13 protein-coding genes and 1 tRNA gene are annotated in these 17052 nt (G+C 67.4%); 5 read left to right on the top strand and 9 right to left on the bottom strand.

Annotated features, from left to right (window positions below):
- Positions 1 to 29: 29 nt before the first annotated feature.
- The 6 genes from ACWPN8_RS03535 to ACWPN8_RS03510 form a co-directional block, all read right to left on the bottom strand.
- A tRNA-Thr gene (locus ACWPN8_RS03535) sits at positions 30 to 104 on the bottom strand.
- Between the two features lie 103 nt (positions 105 to 207).
- The gene (gene recQ / locus ACWPN8_RS03530; RefSeq protein ID WP_492239924.1) at positions 208 to 2136 is read right to left on the bottom strand and encodes a DNA helicase RecQ; all 1929 of its coding nucleotides are present in this window, start codon (positions 2134 to 2136) and stop codon (positions 208 to 210) included.
- A gap of 410 nt (positions 2137 to 2546) precedes the next feature.
- Positions 2547 to 2990 carry a (deoxy)nucleoside triphosphate pyrophosphohydrolase gene (locus ACWPN8_RS03525; protein WP_161958144.1) on the bottom strand — a complete coding sequence of 148 codons (444 nt, stop codon included), beginning with the start codon at positions 2988 to 2990 and terminating at the stop codon, positions 2547 to 2549.
- Positions 2987 to 3571: a GNAT family N-acetyltransferase gene (locus ACWPN8_RS03520; RefSeq protein WP_492239923.1), complete on the bottom strand. Its 585-nt coding sequence runs from the start codon at positions 3569 to 3571 to the stop codon at positions 2987 to 2989. The genes ACWPN8_RS03525 and ACWPN8_RS03520 overlap by 4 nt, the downstream gene beginning before the upstream one ends.
- A gap of 21 nt (positions 3572 to 3592) precedes the next feature.
- A complete protein-coding gene (gene argJ, locus ACWPN8_RS03515; protein WP_109449663.1) occupies positions 3593 to 4831 on the bottom strand; it encodes a bifunctional glutamate N-acetyltransferase/amino-acid acetyltransferase ArgJ in 1239 nt (412 codons plus the stop codon).
- Between the two features lie 130 nt (positions 4832 to 4961).
- Positions 4962 to 5930, bottom strand: coding sequence for a peptidylprolyl isomerase (locus ACWPN8_RS03510; protein ID WP_492239922.1), 969 nt, complete (start codon positions 5928 to 5930; stop codon positions 4962 to 4964).
- Positions 5931 to 6369: 439 nt separating this feature from the next.
- Between ACWPN8_RS03510 and secA the strand changes: the two genes are divergently transcribed.
- The 3 genes from secA (at position 6370) to ACWPN8_RS03495 (ending at position 12606) form a co-directional block, all read left to right on the top strand.
- On the top strand, positions 6370 to 9132 hold the full coding sequence (secA, locus tag ACWPN8_RS03505; RefSeq protein ID WP_492239921.1) for a preprotein translocase subunit SecA: 2763 nt from the start codon (positions 6370 to 6372) through the stop codon (positions 9130 to 9132).
- A gap of 99 nt (positions 9133 to 9231) precedes the next feature.
- A complete protein-coding gene (mscL, locus tag ACWPN8_RS03500) occupies positions 9232 to 9717 on the top strand; it encodes a large conductance mechanosensitive channel protein MscL (protein WP_492239920.1) in 486 nt (161 codons plus the stop codon).
- A 129-nt stretch (positions 9718 to 9846) separates the two neighbouring features.
- A complete protein-coding gene (locus ACWPN8_RS03495; RefSeq protein WP_492239919.1) occupies positions 9847 to 12606 on the top strand; it encodes an EAL domain-containing protein in 2760 nt (919 codons plus the stop codon).
- 30 nt (positions 12607 to 12636) lie between these two features.
- Here ACWPN8_RS03495 and ACWPN8_RS03490 read toward each other — a convergent pair whose 3' ends face one another.
- The 3 genes from ACWPN8_RS03490 to ACWPN8_RS03480 are packed head-to-tail and all read right to left on the bottom strand — an operon-like array spanning position 12637 to position 13821.
- The gene (locus ACWPN8_RS03490) at positions 12637 to 13110 is read right to left on the bottom strand and encodes an SRPBCC family protein (protein WP_109449669.1); all 474 of its coding nucleotides are present in this window, start codon (positions 13108 to 13110) and stop codon (positions 12637 to 12639) included.
- Positions 13107 to 13445 (bottom strand): ArsR/SmtB family transcription factor, encoded by a 339-nt coding sequence (locus tag ACWPN8_RS03485; protein WP_109449671.1) that lies wholly within the window; start codon positions 13443 to 13445, stop codon positions 13107 to 13109. Before ACWPN8_RS03485 ends, ACWPN8_RS03490 begins: the two co-directional genes overlap by 4 nt.
- A gap of 52 nt (positions 13446 to 13497) precedes the next feature.
- Positions 13498 to 13821, bottom strand: coding sequence for a DMT family transporter (locus tag ACWPN8_RS03480; RefSeq protein WP_109449673.1), 324 nt, complete (start codon positions 13819 to 13821; stop codon positions 13498 to 13500).
- Between the two features lie 215 nt (positions 13822 to 14036).
- Here ACWPN8_RS03480 and ACWPN8_RS03475 point away from each other — a divergent pair, with 215 nt between their 5' ends.
- Together ACWPN8_RS03475 and ACWPN8_RS03470 are read left to right on the top strand one after the other, a co-directional pair.
- On the top strand, positions 14037 to 15605 hold the full coding sequence (locus tag ACWPN8_RS03475; protein ID WP_492239918.1) for a lysine--tRNA ligase: 1569 nt from the start codon (positions 14037 to 14039) through the stop codon (positions 15603 to 15605).
- 491 nt (positions 15606 to 16096) lie between these two features.
- Positions 16097 to 17005, top strand: a complete 909-nt coding sequence (locus ACWPN8_RS03470; RefSeq protein ID WP_492239917.1) for a hypothetical protein — start codon at positions 16097 to 16099, stop codon at positions 17003 to 17005.
- Positions 17006 to 17052: the final 47 nt, after the last annotated feature.

The following is a 17052-nucleotide window of genomic DNA, read 5'->3' as shown; positions in this document are numbered from 1 at the left end:
GCAATTGCTTGCCGAGCCCTTGAAGAAACTGGTGCCGCAACAGGGATTTGAACCCCGGACCTACTGATTACGAATCAGTTGCTCTACCCCTGAGCTACTGCGGCGTCGTTGTGGCGCGGAACATAGCGAGGTGCTTCGTGGGATGCAAGCGGTGAATTTCGGAAAAATCGGCCGCCCGTCCTCAAACCTGCCATGCGCCCGAAAGCCTTACCCGTGCTGCCGGATCACCTCCAGGAAGGCGTCGGCGTAGCGTTCCAGCTTGCGGCCGCCGACCCCCGGCAGATGGGCGAAGGTGGCGTGGTCGCGGGGGCGCTGGGCCACCATCTCCAACAGCGTGCTGTCGTGGAAGATCACATAGGGCGGCACGCTCTGGGCCTTCGCCAGCGCGGTGCGGCAGTCCTTCAGCGCATGCCATAGCGCGTCGTCGGCCGCCGACAGCGCTCCGCGGGCGCCGGAGCGCGACACCCCCTCCCCGCTCGAGCCGCCGCCGACCGACCCGCCCCGCGCGGTGTGGCGGCGCAGAGCGTCGTGGACGCCGCGGCGGCGTTCCAGCACCGGGTCCTTGCGCAGCTTCACCACCCGCTGCCCCTTGATGACAGCCACCCCGGCATCGGTCAGGCGGAAGCCGCCATAGCCCTCCAGATCGACGGTCAGCAGCCCGGTGGCGACAAGCTGGCGGTAGACCGACTGCCATTCGACCTTGGTCATGTCCTTGCCGACGGCGAAGGTCTTCAACTGGTCATGGTTCTGCTGCACCACCTTCTCGGTGGCGTTGCCGACCAGCACGTCGATCAAATGGCCGGCGCCATAGCGCTGCCCGGTGCGGTAGACCGCCGACAGCGCCTTCTGCGCGGCGATGGTGCCGTCCCAGGTCTCGACCGGGTCCAGGCAAGTGTCGCAGTTGCCGCAGGGCTCCGGCAGCGTCTCGTTGAAATAGTTCAGCAGCACCTGACGGCGGCAGTCCGACGTCTCGCAGAAGCCGAGCAGGGCCTCCAGCTTGCCGCGCTCGACCCGGCGGTGGCTGTCGCCCGCCTCGGACTGCTCCAGCATCTGGCGCAGCATCACCACGTCGGCCATGCCGTAGGCCATCCAGGCGTTGGCGGGCAGCCCGTCGCGGCCGGCGCGGCCGGTTTCCTGATAATAGGCTTCCAGGCTCTTTGGCGGGTCGAGGTGGCAGACGAAGCGGACGTTCGGCTTGTCGATGCCCATGCCGAAGGCGACGGTGGCCACCATCACCAGACCCTCGCTCTTGATGAAGCGGTCCTGGTTGGCCTCGCGCGTCTCGGCGGGCAGCCCGGCATGGTAGGGCAGAGCCTCGCGGCCCTGTTGGTTCAGCCAGGCCGCGACCTCCTCCACCTTGTTGCGCGACATGCAATAGACGATGCCGGCGTCTTCCGGATGGTTGTCGCGCAGGAAGGCCAGCATCTGCTGGCGCTCGCTCTTCTTCGGCACCACGCGGTAGGTGATGTTGGGCCGGTCGAAGCTGGACAGGAAGACGCGGGCGTCGGTCAGCCCCAGCTTGTCCTTGATCTCGGCGCGGGTCTGCACGTCGGCGGTGGCGGTCAGCGCGATGCGCGGCACCGTCGGGTGGCGTTCGTGCAGGATCGACAGCTGCAGATATTCGGGCCGGAAGTCATGCCCCCACTGCGACACGCAATGCGCCTCGTCCAGCGCGAACAACGCCAGCCGGGTGCGGTCGAGCAGGTCGAGGAAGCGCGGCGTCACCAGCCGTTCGGGTGCCACATAGACGAGGTCGATCTCGCCCTGCACCATCGCCCGCTCCACCTCCCGCGCCTCGGCCGGACCGAGGGAGGAGTTGAGGAAGGCCGCGCGCACGCCGAGTTCCCGCAGCGCCGTCACTTGGTCGCGCATCAGGGCGATCAGCGGCGACACCACGACCGTCACCCCGTCGCGCACCAGCGCCGGGATCTGATAGCACAGCGACTTGCCGCCGCCGGTCGGCATCAGCACCAGCGCGTCGCCGCCGCGCACCACATGGTCGATGATGTCGGCCTGCTGGCCACGGAAGGAGTCGTAACCGAACACCGTCCGCAGCGCGTCGAGCGCCGTGGCCGGCGGTTGACCGGGCGCATCGTCCGACGCACCCAGATTGCCGTAGGAAAACAACGAATCCACGCCGATGCGGTTCAGGAAAGTGGTGCCGGAGATCCGGCTTGTCGTCTCAACGCCCCATCATGTCGCACAGATCGCCCCCAGGGCAAAGCCGCAAAGGGACGCGGCCGGGAACAAAGGTCGGACCTTCACCGGCACCACCACACATTGGTGTGAAAGTTTGGCGCCTGCTCATCGCCCGCGTGTAAACTGAAAACGGCGGATGGGTGGTCCATCCGCCGTTTCAGAAGGAGGAAGGTGGCATGAAGAAGATGCCGTTCTTCCTGGTGCTCCAGTGGCGGAGATGGCGGACCGAAATCCGCCTGATCCGGCGCTAAGCACTGGAAGCGTGCCGGCGGGTGCAGCAACACGCGCCGGCCACCTCCGAAAAATATACAGCCGCGCCACCCGTTTTTCAACGCGCGGTATCGTCGTTACAGCAGATCCCGCAGCATCGCCACCAGCGGCACATCGGCCGGCGGCATCGGGTAATCGCCCATCCGGTTCGGATAGACCCAGGCGAGCGTCTGCCCTTCCCGCGGCATCACGTCGCCCTCCCACACCCGGCAGACATAGAGCGGCATCAGCAGATGGAAGCGCTCGTAGCTGTGCGACGCGAAGGTGAAGGGGGCGAGGCAGCTGGCCGCCGTGTCGATGCCCAGTTCCTCCTTAAGCTCGCGCACCAGCGCCGCTTCCGGCGTCTCCCCGGCATCGACCTTGCCGCCGGGGAATTCCCACAGGCCGGCCAGCGACTTGCCGGGCGGACGCTGGGCCAGCAGCACGCGCCCGTCGGCATCGACGAGCGCCACCGCGACGACCAGCAGAACCGGCAGCGAACCGGGTGCGGGGGTGGAGCTGGGATCGAAACAGGCGGTCATGCGGAACCTTCTCGGCGGGCCGGCCACTCGGCGGCGGTGATTTCGAAACAGGGCGCCGACATGCTTCGCCCGCGGGCGGGAAAGTCTTGCCGGCGTTCGCCCCGCCGCCGCAAACCGGCTTTGCGGAGCAAGGCCTGGGACGGCAGGTTGTCGGGATCGGTGGCGGCCCAGATCCGCGACAGGCCGAGCGGACCGAAACCGATCCCCAGCATCACGGTCACCATCTCCAGCCCATAGCCGGCGCGATGGTGCGGCGTGCCGACCCAGTAGCCGATCTCGGCACCATCAGGCCGGTCAAGGTCCGGCTGCAACCCGACGCTGCCGACAGGCACGCCGTCGGAGACCCGCACCGCCAGAAAGGCGAGAGCGGTGAGATCGGCATGGGCCCGCGCCGCCAGCTCCACCCAGTCATGCCCGTCGGCAACCGAGTAGGGATGCGGGACCCGTGCGAGCCAGCGCGCAACCTCCCAGTCGCCGATCAGCGGCACGAAATCCGGCACATCCTCATGCCGGAAGGCGCGGAGCAGCAGCCGCGGCGTCGCCACGCTGCCGGGCCAGGGCTCCGCTCCGCCGCCTGTCAAACCATCGGCTCCGTCAGAGCGTCAGCTGCGATAGCTGCCGTTGATGTCGATGTAGCCGTGGGTCAGGTCGCAGGTCCACACCTTCGCCGTGCCCTTGCCGAGGCCGAGGTCGATGTCGATGTCGACCTCCTTGCCCTTCATGTGGGCGGTGACCGGCGTCTCGTCGTAACCCGGGACTTCCATCCCCTCGGCGCAGATCAGGGTGCCGCCGACGGTGATCCTGATCAGGTCGCGGTCGGCGCGCTCGCCGGCGCGGCCGATGGCGGCGACGATGCGGCCCCAGTTGGCATCCTCGCCGGCGATGGCGGTCTTGACCAGCGGCGAGTTCGCCACCGTCATGCCGATCCGCTTGGCGGCGGCGTCGCTGTCGGCGCCGCGCACGGTGATGGCGATGAACTTGGTCGCGCCTTCGCCGTCACGCACCACCTGCAGGGCCAGATCGAGCAGCAGATCCTCCAGCGCGGCGCGGAATTCCGCCAGCTCGGCGGCATCGGCGCTCGCCACCGGGGCGTTGCCGGCCTTGCCCGTCGCGAACAGCAGCAGCGTGTCGCTGGTCGAGGTGTCGCCATCGACGGTGACGGCGTTGAAGGTGCGCTCGGTGAACTCCGACAGCATGTCCTGCAACGCGGTGGCGGCGATGGCGGCGTCGGTGAAGACGAAGCCCAGCATCGTCGCCATGTCCGGCGCGATCATGCCGGAGCCCTTGGCGAAGCCGGCGATGGTCACCGTCGTCCCGCCGATGGTCGCGGTGCGCACCGACCCTTTCGGGAAGGTGTCGGTGGTCATGATGGCGCGGGCGGCCTTCTCCCAGGCGGCCGAATCGGCGGCAAGGCTCGGGGCCATCGGGGCCAGGCACTTGCCGATGGCGTCGGCGGCCAGCGGGATGCCGATCACGCCGGTCGACGCGATATAGACCTCGTCCGGGGCGCAGCCGGCCAGCTCGGCGGCGGCGTTGACCGTCGCCTGCACGGTGGCGTCGCCCGCCTTGCCGGTGAAGGCGTTGGCGTTGCCGGCATTCACCACCACGGCGCGCGCCGACCCCTTGGGCAGGCTGTCGCGGCACCAGATCACCGGGGCCGAGCAGGTCAACGACCGGGTCAGCACGCCCGCCACGCTGGTGCCGGGATCCAGCACGGCCAGCAGCAGATCGTCGCGGCCCTTGTATCGGATGCCGCTGTTCGCCGTGGCGATGCGCACGCCCGCGATGGGCGGCAACGTCGGGAAGCTGGCGGGAGCCAAGGGGGAGAGGGTCGTGGCCATGACGGAAATTCCCGTGGTGGGGAGTGGTGGTGGCGTGGTGGAACGATGAAAACGGCAAGGCGTCAGGCCCCCGCCGCCCTTTTCTCCGTCTATGTCGGGAAAAGGACGACGGGGGTCTGAATGCCGATGCTTACTTCTTCGCCGGTTCCGCCGGAGCGGCAGGCGCCGGGGCCGGGGTGGCCGGAGCGGCGGCCGGCTCTTCCTTCGGCATCGGCGAGCCGTCGAGCTGGAAGGTCTCGATCTTCGCCTTGCCGCGCAGTTCCTCGACGAGCGCGGTGACCATGTCCTTCGACAGGGTCTGCTCCAGCTGCGGCTTCACCTCGTCGAGCGTCGGCTGCGGCTGGGTCCGCTTGTCCTCGACCTTGATGATGTGATAGCCGAACTGGGTCTTGACCGGCTCCTTGCTGATCTCGCCCGGCTTCATGGCGAAGGCGGCGTTGGCGAAGGGCTCGACCATCGCGTCCTTGGTGAAGTAGCCGAGGTCGCCGCCCTGGGCCGCCGCGGCGGCGTCCTTGGACTTCTCCTTGGCCAGCTTGGCGAAATCGCCGCCCTTCTTCAGCTGGGCGATGATGGCCTTGGCCTCGTCTTCCTTCTCGACCAGGATGTGGGCGGCCTTGACCTCCTCCTGCGCCGGGTTCTCCTTCAGGTAGTCCTGATAGGCCTTGTTCAGCGCCTCGGGCGTCACGCGGGCCTTGATTTCCTTCTGGATGTAGGCGCGCTGCACCGCGCGCTCCTCGGCGCGCTTGATCTCGTCCTTCACCTCGGCCGAATTGGCCAGACCCGCCTTGTAGCCGGCCGAGGAGACCAGCTTGCCGCTGACCAGCTGGTCGATCACCGCCGGATAGATCATCTCGATCGGCATCTGCTGCACCTGCGGCGGCAGCTGCGAGACCATGCGGGTGACGTCCGACTTGTGCAGCTCCTCGCCGTTGACGCGGGCGACCACCGGATCGGCCGGAGCCGGAGCCGGAGCAGCGGCGGCCGGGGCCGGAGCGGCCGGCGCCGGGGTGGCGGGAGCCGGCGTCTGGGCGTGGGCGGCCAGCGCGATGCCACAGGCGGCAACCGACAGGAGCGCGGTGCGGAACACTCGTTGAACCATGGCGTGTCTGTTTCCTTCCGGCGGATGCTTCACAAATGGGCGGCCGATGGGCCGGCGCCCGTTTCGCATGGTCTGCGGCATCGGAGCCATCCGCCGCTCCGCGCCCGATTCCGCAGGGGATTAAGCATGGCTAAGCCGCGCGGGGCAAGGGTCCCCATTGTCCCGCGGCGCGGCCACCGCCCATTAGCTGTGTTCCGCCGCAGGGGATACCAGCCCCCGCCGCCGCCGGCCAACCGCCGCGGCGCTTTCTGGACGCGAATTCATCAAACGGTCATGCCGGGCGGTCATGCCGGGCGGCCCCGCCGCCCCGCCTTGCCGTCTGCGCAAATGCCGCAACGGAGCCCCCGCCGGCCCGGTCTCGTTGACAGCGCCTTGCCATAGTCCTATGTGAGACCCGTCGATAGGCTGGCCCACATTCCGCTTTACTCCCGAGGTTTTCATGTTCGGCGCTCTCGCCCGCAAGATTTTCGGCACCGCCAACACGCGCGCGGTCAAGGCGCTGCACAAGACCGTCGCTCAGATCAACGCGCTGGAGCCGTCGGTCGCCGTGCTGTCGGACGACCAGCTGAAGGGTCGCACCGACTGGCTGCGCGACCGGCTGGCCAAGGGCGAGACGCTGGACGACATCCTGCCGGATGCCTTCGCCACCGTGCGCGAAGCCGCCAAGCGCGTGCTGGGCCAACGCCATTTCGACGTGCAGCTGATGGGCGGCATGGTGCTGCACAGCGGCAAGATCGCCGAGATGCGCACCGGCGAAGGCAAGACGCTGGTCGCCACGCTGGCCGTCTACCTGAACGCGCTGGAAGGCAAGGGCGTCCACGTCGTCACCGTGAACGACTACCTCGCCTCGCGCGACAGCGGCTGGATGGCGCGGGTCTACGGCTTCCTCGGCCTGTCGACCGGCTGCATCGTCCATGGGCTGGACGACGACGAGCGGCGCGCCGCCTACGCCGCCGACATCACCTACGGCACGAACAACGAGTTCGGCTTCGACTATCTGCGCGACAACATGAAGTTCCGGCTGGAGGAACTGGTCCAGCGGCCCTTCAACTTCGCCATCGTCGATGAGGTCAACTCGATCCTGATCGACGAGGCGCGCACGCCGCTGATCATCTCCGGCCCCTCGACCGATTCGTCCGAGATGTATGTCCAGGTCGACCGGCTGATCCCGATGCTGGTGGCCGAGGACTACGAGAAGGACGAGAAGCACCGCACCGTCAGCTTCACCGAAGCCGGCCAGGAGCATATGGAGCAGTTGCTGGCCGAGGCCGGTCTGCTGAAGACCGGCGGGCTCTACGACATCCAGAACGTGGCGCTGGTCCACCATTCGCAGCAGGCGCTGCGCGCCCACATGCTGTTCCAGCGCGACAAGGACTACATCGTCAAGGATGACAAGGTCGTCATCATCGACGAGTTCACCGGCCGCATGATGGACGGCCGCCGCTTCTCCGAAGGCCTGCACCAGGCGCTGGAAGCCAAGGAGAAGGTGACGATCCAGCGCGAGAACCAGACGCTGGCCTCCATCACCTTCCAGAACTACTTCCGCATCTACCCGAAGCTGGCCGGCATGACCGGCACCGCGCTGACCGAGGCGGCGGAGTTCGGCGAGATCTACGGGCTGGAAGTGGTCGACATGCCGACCAACGTCCCGGTCAAGCGCATCGACCATGACGACGAGGTCTATCGCACCGCGACCGAGAAGTACCACGCGATGACCGACCTGATCGAGGACGCGCGCAAGCGCGGCCAGCCGGTCCTGGTCGGCACCACCTCGATCGAGAAGTCGGAACTGCTGTCGGAGCTGCTGAACAAGCGCGGCATCCCGCACAACGTCCTGAACGCCCGCCACCACGAGCAGGAAGCCTACATCGTGGCGCAAGCCGGCCGCGCCGGCGCGGTGACGGTCGCCACCAACATGGCCGGCCGCGGCACCGACATCCAGCTCGGCGGCAATCTCCAGATGCGGATCGAGGTCGAGCTGGCCGACGTTCCGGAAGGCCCCGAGCGCGACGCCCGCATCGCTCAGATCGAGGCCGAGATCGCGGAAGCGCGCGAGAAGGTCAAGCAGGCCGGCGGCCTTTACGTCATCGGCACCGAGCGTCACGAGAGCCGCCGCATCGACAACCAGCTGCGCGGCCGTTCCGGCCGTCAGGGCGACCCCGGCACCTCGAAGTTCTTCCTGTCGCTGGAAGACGACCTGATGCGCATCTTCGGGTCGGAGCGGATGGACAGCATGCTCCAGCGTCTCGGCCTGAAGGAGGGCGAGGCGATCATCCATCCCTGGATCAACAAGGCCCTGGAAAAGGCGCAGCAGAAGGTCGAGGCGCACCATTTCGAGGTCCGCAAGAACCTGCTGAAGTTCGACAACGTCATGAACGACCAGCGCAAGGTCGTCTACGAGCAGCGCCACGAGGTAATGGAGAGCGAGGACATCGCGGAGGAAATCCGCGAGATGCGCCACCAGATCATCGCCAACATGGTGTCGACGGCGATCCCGGCGAACAGCTATTCCGAGCAGTGGGACATCGACGGCCTGCACGAGGCGGTCAACCGCGTGCTGGGCATGGACCTGCCGGTCCAGGAGTGGGCCAAGGAAGAGGGCATCGCCGAGCCGGAGATCGAGGAGCGCGTGCGCGAGGCCGCCGACCGCAAATATGCGGACAAGGAGGAGGCCTACGGCGCCGAGACGATGCGGCATGTCGAGAAGAGCATACTGCTCCAGATCCTGGACCAGGAATGGAAGGACCACCTGCTCCAGCTCGACCATCTGCGCCAGGGCATCAACCTGCGCGCCTATGCCCAGAAGGATCCGTTGAACGAGTACAAGCGCGAGGCCTTCGAGCTGTTCGACAGCATGCTGATGGCGCTGCGCGAGCAGGTCACCACCATCCTGATGCATGTCGAAATCCGCATGGCGCCGTCGCAGGAGGAGCTGTTCGCCCGCCAGATGCAGGAGATGCACGAGGGCCGCATGGACCCGGCGCTGGCGATGGCCGCCATGGGGGCCGGCGCCATGGGCACCGGTGATGGCGAAGCCCTGCCGGACGGCATGGTCCGCGCCTCCTCGCCCGCTTCCTCGCTGATCGGCACGCCGGAGGACCAGCCGCTGCCGGCGGACGTGATGGAGAATACCCCGCGCAACGCCGCCTGCCCCTGCGGCTCCGGCAAGAAGTTCAAGCACTGCCACGGCCGCATGGCCTGAGGGCTGTTCGGCGGGGGGCCTGCGGGCTCCCCCACCCTTCATGAAACCATCCTTGCCCCACCCCGTTTCCCTTGCGTGACCACGGAGAAACGGGACGCCATGTTCGAAGAGTTCAAGAAATTCATCAGCCGCGGCAATGTCGTGGAGCTGGCGGTCGGCATCATCATCGGTGCCGCCTTTACGGGGATCGTCAATTCCCTGGTCAAGGATATCCTGATGCCGCCCATCGGCTGGGTCATGGGCGGCATCGACTTCTCCAACTATTTCTTCAGCCTGTCCGGCGGCCGGTTCGATTCGCTCCAGGCTGCCGAACAGGCGGGTGCGGCCACCGTCAACTATGGCCGCTTCATCAACGCCTGCATCAATTTCCTGATCGTGTCGGGCGCCCTGTTCCTGATCGTCCGGCAGGTCAACCGGCTGCACATCCTGCACAAGGAAACGCTTAAGACCCCGCCGCGGCAGGAACAGCTGCTGGAGGAAATCCGCGACGCCCTGCGCGCCCAGGCGAACGACCGGGCGAACGACCGGGCCGGCACTCAGCCCACCCCCCGGCCCGCCGCCCCGCCCGCCGACCGCTCTCCCTGACCTCCTGCCGGGCGCGTCCGCCGGCTGCCATCGCTGCGGGAGCTTGTCACAAGCGCGCGAGAACCCTTCGTTGCCGCAGCTTGTCGAACGGGTTACCCTCTTGGATAAGCTGGCGATGGCGGTGAGGAGATGGCCTCACACGCCTGCGCTGTCCATGACCTCGGCAAGGGCCATGTCCATGTCCGCCATGCGCTGTCCATCGACTGTTCCGCCCGGGGCGCCTCCATGAGGCCCAAGGGGAGGCCCATGGCGATCCGCGGCGCGCGGACCGCGGTCTTGCGGCTGCTGGCGATCCTCCTGCTGTCGCTTCTGGCCGGCGACCCGGCGGCGGCGATCAACACGCCGGTGCCGGCCCCGCTTCCGGAAGCCGGCCCCCGCCCGGCCGAGATCCGGGTGACGCTGGACAACAATTACCCGCCCTACAGCTTCCACACGCCGGACGGCACCCATGTCGGCATCGTGAGGGACATGTGGATGCTGTGGTCGCAGAAGACCGGCATCCCGGTGCGGATGATGCCGCTCGACTGGGGGCTCGCCCGGCAGGCGATGGACAAGGGCGACGCCGACGTCATTGAGACCATCTTCCGCAACAGCGCCCGCGAGGCGATCTACGACTTCTCCAAGCCCTATGCCCGCGTCGACGTGCCGATCTGGTTCAGCGCCGACCTCAGCGGCATCACCGGGGTGGAGTCGCTGCGCGCCTTCACGGTCGGGGTGAAGGACAGCGATTTCTGCATCGAATGGCTGACCGACCAGGGCATCACCGCCTTCCAGCGCTATCCCGGTTTCGAGGCAATGGTCGATGCCGCCTCGCGCCAGGAAACCCGCGTCTTCTGCATGGACGACCCCTCGGCCCGCTATTACATGACCAAGCGCGGGGTGCAGGGTCGCTTCCGCTACACCGAGCCGCTCTACACCGGCGAACTGCACTGGGCGGTGCGCAAGGGCAACGCCGCCCTGTTCCGCCTGATCGCCGACGGTTTCGCCCGCATCGCCCCGGAGGAGCGCAAGGCGGTGGAGGAGCGCTGGCTCGGCCGCCCCCTCACCGGCATGGTCAGCCCGCAGACGATGGACCTGCTGGTCAAGCTGCTGGCCGGGGTGGCCGTCCTGGGCGCCGGGGCTCTGGTCTGGGTCCTGCTGCTGCGCCGGCAGGTCGAAAGCAAGACCGAGAGCCTGCGCACCGCGGTCACCGCCCTGACCGCCAGCGAGGAGCGCGTCCGCACCATCTTCGACAGCGTCACCGACGCCATCTTCATCCACGATCTGGACGGCGGCTCCATCCTGGAGGTCAACCGCCGGATGCGGGAGATGTACCGGGTGGAGGGCGTCCCGCTGTCCGACCTCACCGTCGAGAAGCTCAGCTCCGGCGTGCCGCCCTACACGCGGGGCGACGCCGCCGCCCGGATCCACAAGGCGGCGGACGGCGAACCGCAGCTGTTCGAATGGCATGCCCGCCGGCTGGACGGGTCGCTGTTCTGGGCGGAGGTCAGCATGCGGCGCGCCGTGATCGACGGCAACGACCGCCGGCTGCTGGTCCTGGTCCGCGACATCACCGAGCGCAAGGCGGCGCAGGAACGGATGGAGTATCTGTCGCGCCACGACGCGCTGACCCTGCTGCCCAACCGCATCCTGGTGCAGGACCGCACCGAGCAGGCCCTGGCCCGATCCGAGCGCAATGGCCGGCTGGTGGCGCTGGTCGCCTGCGGGCTGGACCGCTTCAAGACCGTGAACGACAGCCTGGGCCACGCCGTCGGCGACGCGCTGCTGCGCGCGGTGGCGGACCGGCTGAAGGCGGCGGTGCGCGAGACCGACACGGTCAGCCGCGGCGGCGGCGACGAGTTCATCCTGCTGCTGTCCGGCAAGCCCGACATCGACACGGTGGTGGAAACCGTCGCCTCCCTGCACGAGGCGATGGCCGCCCCCTTCCAGGTCGGCGGGCAGGAACTGATCCTCACCCTGTCGTCGGGCGTGGCCATGGCCCCGGCCGACGGGAAGGATTTCGCCACCTTGCTGAAGAACGCCGACACCGCGCTCCACCACGCCAAGGCGGCCGGCCGCGACACCCACCGCTTCTATGCCGAGGCGATGAACGCCGAGGCGGTGGCGCATCTGTCCACCCGCAGCGGCCTGCGCCGCGCGCTGGAGCGGGGGGAGTTCCTGATCCATTACCAGCCGCAGGTCAGCCTGGAGACCGGCGCCGTGACCGGTGCCGAGGCGCTGGTGCGCTGGAACCACCCGGACAAGGGCATGGTCCCGCCCGGCGATTTCATCCCGATCGCCGAGGACAGCGGCCTGATCGTGCCGATCGGCGCCTGGGTGCTGACCGAGGCCTGCCGGCAGGCGGCGCAGTGGCATACCCAGGGGTTGCCGCTGTCGGTGGCGGTCAATTTGTCGGCCTTGCAGCTTCAGCGCGGCGACCTCGTGGCCACGGTGACGCGGGCGCTGACCGACAGCGGGCTCGACCCGCTTCTGCTGGAGCTGGAGCTGACCGAATCGATGCTGATCCAGAACACCGACCTGGTGATGGACAATCTGCGCCGGATCAAGGCGATGGGGGTGCAGGTGTCGATCGACGATTTCGGCACCGGCTATTCCAACCTGTCCTACATCGGCCGTCTGGCGGTGGACAAGCTGAAGATCGACCGCGGTTTCGTCGCCGACCTCACCCGCAACCACGACAGCGCCAAGATCACCGCCGCCGTCATCCAGATGGCCCACAGCCTGAACCTGACCGCCGTGGCGGAGGGCGTGGAGGACGCCGAGACGCTGGAGGCCCTGCGTGGCCTGAACTGCGACTTCGCCCAGGGCTATTTCCTCGGCCGCCCCGGCCCCGCCGAGGCGGTGGAGCGCGCCGCCCGGCAGGTGAACCCGTTCAAGGTCGGGGTTTAGGCAGGGTCGGGGTGTAGGCAGCCCCTGTTTCTACAGGCCCTTCACCAGGGCGACGAGCTGGTCGAGTGCCGCGCCCCAGCCGTGATGGAAGCCCATCTCCTCATGCTGTGTCTTTGCCACCTCGTCCTTGTGGAAGGCGACGGCGGTGTAGAGCGTGCCGGCGGCCGACGGCTCGATGGTCACGGACGCGGTCATGAAACCGCCGCCGGTGGGGCGGAAGCCCGGCCCCAGCGCATCGGTGAAGACCAGCCGCCGCTCGGGCTCCACGGCCAGGAAGCAGCCGGTGCTGTCGTTCCTCTCGCCGTTCGGCCCTTCCATCACCGTGCGGAACTTGCCGCCGGGCCGCAGGTCGATCTCGCAGGCGGTGGTGCGCCAGGGCGCCGGCGTGAACCACTTCATCAGCAGCTCCGGCTCGGTCCAGGCCCGCCAGACCAGACGCGGCGGCACCGCGACCTCGCGCTTCAGTTCAAGGTCGAGCTGCGGATTGAAATCCATAGCGGTCATGGTGTCCCGTCCTCCCGTTCGTTCAGGTCCAGCACGAGGCTGTCCAGCTGGTCGAGCCGTTTGGTCCAGAGGCTCCGCTGGGCGTCCAGCCAGCGTTCCGCAGCCGTCAGCGCCTCCGGCTTCAGCGTGCAGGTGCGCACCCGGCCGACCTTCCGCGTTTCGACGAGTCCGCTCTCCTCCAGCATCTTCAAGTGCTGGAGAAAGCTCGGCAAAGCCATGTCGAAGGGTTTCGCGAGGTCGCCCACCGTCGCCGGGCCACGCCCGAGCGCCTGGACGACCGCCCGGCGCGTGGGGTCCGCCAGCGCACGGAAGGTCAGGTCGAGTGCCGCATCCATGACGGCACCCTACCGGCGAAAAATACTTAGGTCAATGCCTAACTATCTCTGTTCACGCCGGCCCGCTCGCCATGTGCAGGCTGATCACCCCGGCGACGATCAGGAGGATGCCGACCACCTTCATCACCGTCAGCGATTCGCCGAACACGAAGACGCCGATGGCGGCAATGGCGGCAGTACCGGTCGCCGACCAGATCGCATAGGCGATGCCGACCTCCATGCTGCGCAGCGCCTTGGCCAGCAGCAGGAAAGCGATGCCATAGCACACCACCACGACCGCCGCCGGGCCGAGCCGCGTCATCCCGTCCGACATCTTCATCGCCGACGTGCCGACGACCTCGAACAGGATCGCCACAACCAGATAGAGCCAGCTCATCGCGCCAAAACCCCGCCAACTCCCGCAAGGCCGATTCCGCGGGGGGCGCAGGATGGACCGGGCGAAAGGGTGCCGCAAGACCCACCAAAGACGTCCCCCGCCGGACATCCGTGCCAGCCGGGCCGGACGCCCAAGGTTGACGCCACGCCCGGCCGGCCCTAGGGTCTTTGCCCTCATTCCCAACTTTATCTTTGTGGTTTCGAAAGGGTCCGACGATGACCGGCGAACGGGATCTGGCGTTGCAGGCGAAGGCATGGCCGTTCGAGGAGGCGCGCAAACTGGTCGCACGCTTCGCGAAAGCTCCGCCCGCCAAAGGCTATGTCCTGTTCGAGACCGGCTATGGTCCGTCGGGCCTGCCGCATCTCGGCACCTTCGGCGAGGTGGCGCGCACCAGCATGGTGCGCCACGCCTTCCAGACCATGAGCGACATTCCGACCAAGCTGTTCTGCTTCTCGGACGACATGGACGGGCTGCGCAAGGTGCCCGACAACATCCCCAACAAGGAGATGGTGGCGGCCAATATCGGCAAGCCGCTGACCCAGGTGCCCGATCCCTTCGGCACGCATGACAGCTTCGGCGCCCACAACAACGCCCGGCTGCGCGCCTTCCTCGACAGCTTCGGCTTCGAGTACGAGTTCCAGTCCTCCACCGACTGGTACAAGTCGGGCCGCTTCGACGAGGCGCTGCTGGGCATCCTGCGCCATTACGACGAGGTGATGGCGGTGATGCTGCCCACCCTGGGTGCGGAGCGTCAGGCCACCTACAGCCCCTTCCTGCCGGTCTCCCCCTCGACCGGCCGGGTGCTCCAGGTGCCGATGCTGGAGCGCAACACCGATGCCGGCACCATCGTCTTCGAGGACGAGGACGGCAGGAAGGTGGAACTGCCGGTCACCGGCGGCCATGTGAAGCTGCAATGGAAGCCCGACTGGGGCATGCGCTGGTTCGGCCTCGGCGTCGATTACGAGATGTACGGCAAGGACCTGATCCCGTCGGCCGATCTCGCCGGCAAGATCTGCAAAATCCTCGGCGGCACCCCGCCGGAAGGCTTCAATTACGAGCTGTTCCTCGACGACAAGGGCCAGAAGATTTCCAAGTCGAAGGGCAACGGCCTGACGATGGAGGAATGGCTGGCCTACGCGCCGCAGGAAAGCCTCGCCCTCTACATGTTCCAGAAGCCGAAGTCGGCCAAGCGCCTCTATTTCGACGTCATCCCGCGTGCCGTCGACGAGTATCTGACCTTCGTCGACAGGGTCCATGGCGAGGAGCCGGCGAAGAAGCTGGAGAACCCGGCCTGGCACATCCACAACGGCAAGCCGCCGGCGGTGCGCTCCGACGTGTCGTTCAACCTGCTGCTCAATCTGGCCGGTGCGGCGAATGCCGAGACCAAGGACGCCATGTGGGGCTTCATCCGCCGCTACGCGCCCGACGCCACGCCGGAGAACAGCCCGTTCCTCGACAGCATGGTCGGCTATGCCGTGCGCTACTACCAGGATCAGGTCAAGCCGACCAAGCAGTTCCGCGCGCCGACCGACGCAGAGCGCGCGGCCCTGCAGGATCTGCTGGTCAAGCTCGACAGCGTGCCGGCCGACGCCCGCGCCGACGTCATCCAGAACGAGGTGTTCGAGGTCGGCAAGGCCCACGGCTTCACCGAGCTGCGCGCCTGGTTCCAGGCGCTGTACGAGGTGCTGCTGGGCCAGACCACCGGCCCGCGCATGGGCTCCTTCATCCAGCTTTACGGCATCGAGGAAACCAAGGCACTGATCCGCGAGAAGCTGGCGGCCTGACGCTGCGGTCCGCATCGGATGGGGAAAGGGGGTGTCGCGAGACGCCCCCTTTTTTCGTTTGCGAACATTCACAGGCGCGATGATTTTCAAATTTGACCGTTCGCCCAACCCGCAAGCGGCAAATTGCCCATGAAACGGGCAGAAAACTGCCTCCCCGCATAGGGGCTGGGCAAACCAAACTCTATTCCATACCGCGCTATGCGGATGTCGCACCGCACCAATACGAAAACCGTGGTACCGCTAACACGGCTGTGGGCTTAAACTCCGCCTCGTTACTGCATTTTGCAGTGCGTTTCCTCCCTAGACTAAAGGCCGCGCCCATTTGGGACGCGGCCCTTTTTTTGCCCGCAGCATCCCTTCCCTTCCCAGTCCCGTCCCCCCTGTGACGGCCGTCACAGCCAGGATAGATAAAATACCGGATAAATTGTTCCGGTAACCGCTACCGGCCCACTCGCCGGCCGGCTGGGATGCACCGGGAGGGAGGGCGTGGGATGACCGCCGATCAGCCGCCGTTCGAACGCCACCACCGCACGGCACAGGCTCTGGTCAGCACCTTTCAGGAGGCGCTGGAGCCGCAATTCACCGCCAAGGGCGTCCTGTCGCGCGAGGAGTTCACCCGCGCCATGGGGTTGATGATGGCGCATTGGCCGTCGGTGCTGCCGCTGTTCGCCTCGATCTGCCAATCCTGCACGGCGTCGAGTTGCGGCGGCTGCGGCGGCGGTTCCGGAACCATGGGGGAGGAGCCTCCGCAGATCGGGGCCGGCGGTCGCCGCCGCGACTTCGTCACCCGCCTGATGGTTTCGGCCCTGCGCAACCGGCTGCCCGACAGCATGGATCCGATCACCGGCGCCAGCTTTCCACAGGTGATCCTTCCCGGCCTGCAATCGACCCTGACCGCCCTGTTCTACGAGAAGGAATGGGAAGCGATGAACGCCAGCGTCATCGCCCTGTTCAACCGGCTGGGGACCGACCGCGATGCCGAGGTCTGGCAGCGGCTGGCGCATGAGGAAACGCTGGCGGTGCTGGCCGACACGCCCTTCATCCGGGTGATGCTGCGCTTCCGGCAGTTCCACCAGCAGCGCCAGACCTTCATGCGGCGGATGACCGACCAGCTGCGCGAGCGCCATTTCGTCTTCGCCGAGGAGCATTTCCAGACATTGTTTGACGCGCTGTTCGGCCGGCTGCGCGACGGGCTGCGCACGGAACTGGGCCGCGCCCGCACCGACATCCAGTATGGCGAGGGCACGGCGGAGACGCTGCTGCGCATCTTCGATCAGTTCGACAAGCATCGGCAGGAGCAATCCGTGCCGGTCCGCGTGCTGGGCGGCCGGCAGATGCCGCGCCCGATGCTGGCGCAGCGCAGCATGCTGGGCAGCACCCCGGCGGCCAAGCGGCGCTGAGGTCCGCTGCAATTCCGGAGAGATATCACAGGGAGCACGGCCGCCGA

This window comes from Azospirillum sp. UENF 112521, assembly GCF_058780665.1.
This window is presented reverse-complemented; position numbering and strand designations above follow the sequence as displayed.

Bases quoted from the DNA above. Each gene is read 5' to 3' on its own strand.
- ACWPN8_RS03495 (WP_492239919.1), top strand. From the start codon at position 9,847: ATGGCCTCACACGCCTGCGCTGTCCATGACCTCGGCAAGGGCCATGTC.
- ACWPN8_RS03510 (WP_492239922.1), bottom strand. From the start codon at position 5,930: ATGGTTCAACGAGTGTTCCGCACCGCGCTCCTGTCGGTTGCCGCCTGT.
- ACWPN8_RS03490 (WP_109449669.1), bottom strand. From the start codon at position 13,110: ATGACCGCTATGGATTTCAATCCGCAGCTCGACCTTGAACTGAAGCGC.
- secA (WP_492239921.1), top strand. From the start codon at position 6,370: ATGTTCGGCGCTCTCGCCCGCAAGATTTTCGGCACCGCCAACACGCGC.
- ACWPN8_RS03470 (WP_492239917.1), top strand. From the start codon at position 16,097: ATGACCGCCGATCAGCCGCCGTTCGAACGCCACCACCGCACGGCACAG.
- ACWPN8_RS03480 (WP_109449673.1), bottom strand. From the start codon at position 13,821: ATGAGCTGGCTCTATCTGGTTGTGGCGATCCTGTTCGAGGTCGTCGGC.
- ACWPN8_RS03485 (WP_109449671.1), bottom strand. From the start codon at position 13,445: ATGGATGCGGCACTCGACCTGACCTTCCGTGCGCTGGCGGACCCCACG.
- ACWPN8_RS03475 (WP_492239918.1), top strand. From the start codon at position 14,037: ATGACCGGCGAACGGGATCTGGCGTTGCAGGCGAAGGCATGGCCGTTC.
- mscL (WP_492239920.1), top strand. From the start codon at position 9,232: ATGTTCGAAGAGTTCAAGAAATTCATCAGCCGCGGCAATGTCGTGGAG.
- ACWPN8_RS03525 (WP_161958144.1), bottom strand. From the start codon at position 2,990: ATGACCGCCTGTTTCGATCCCAGCTCCACCCCCGCACCCGGTTCGCTG.
- argJ (WP_109449663.1), bottom strand. From the start codon at position 4,831: ATGGCCACGACCCTCTCCCCCTTGGCTCCCGCCAGCTTCCCGACGTTG.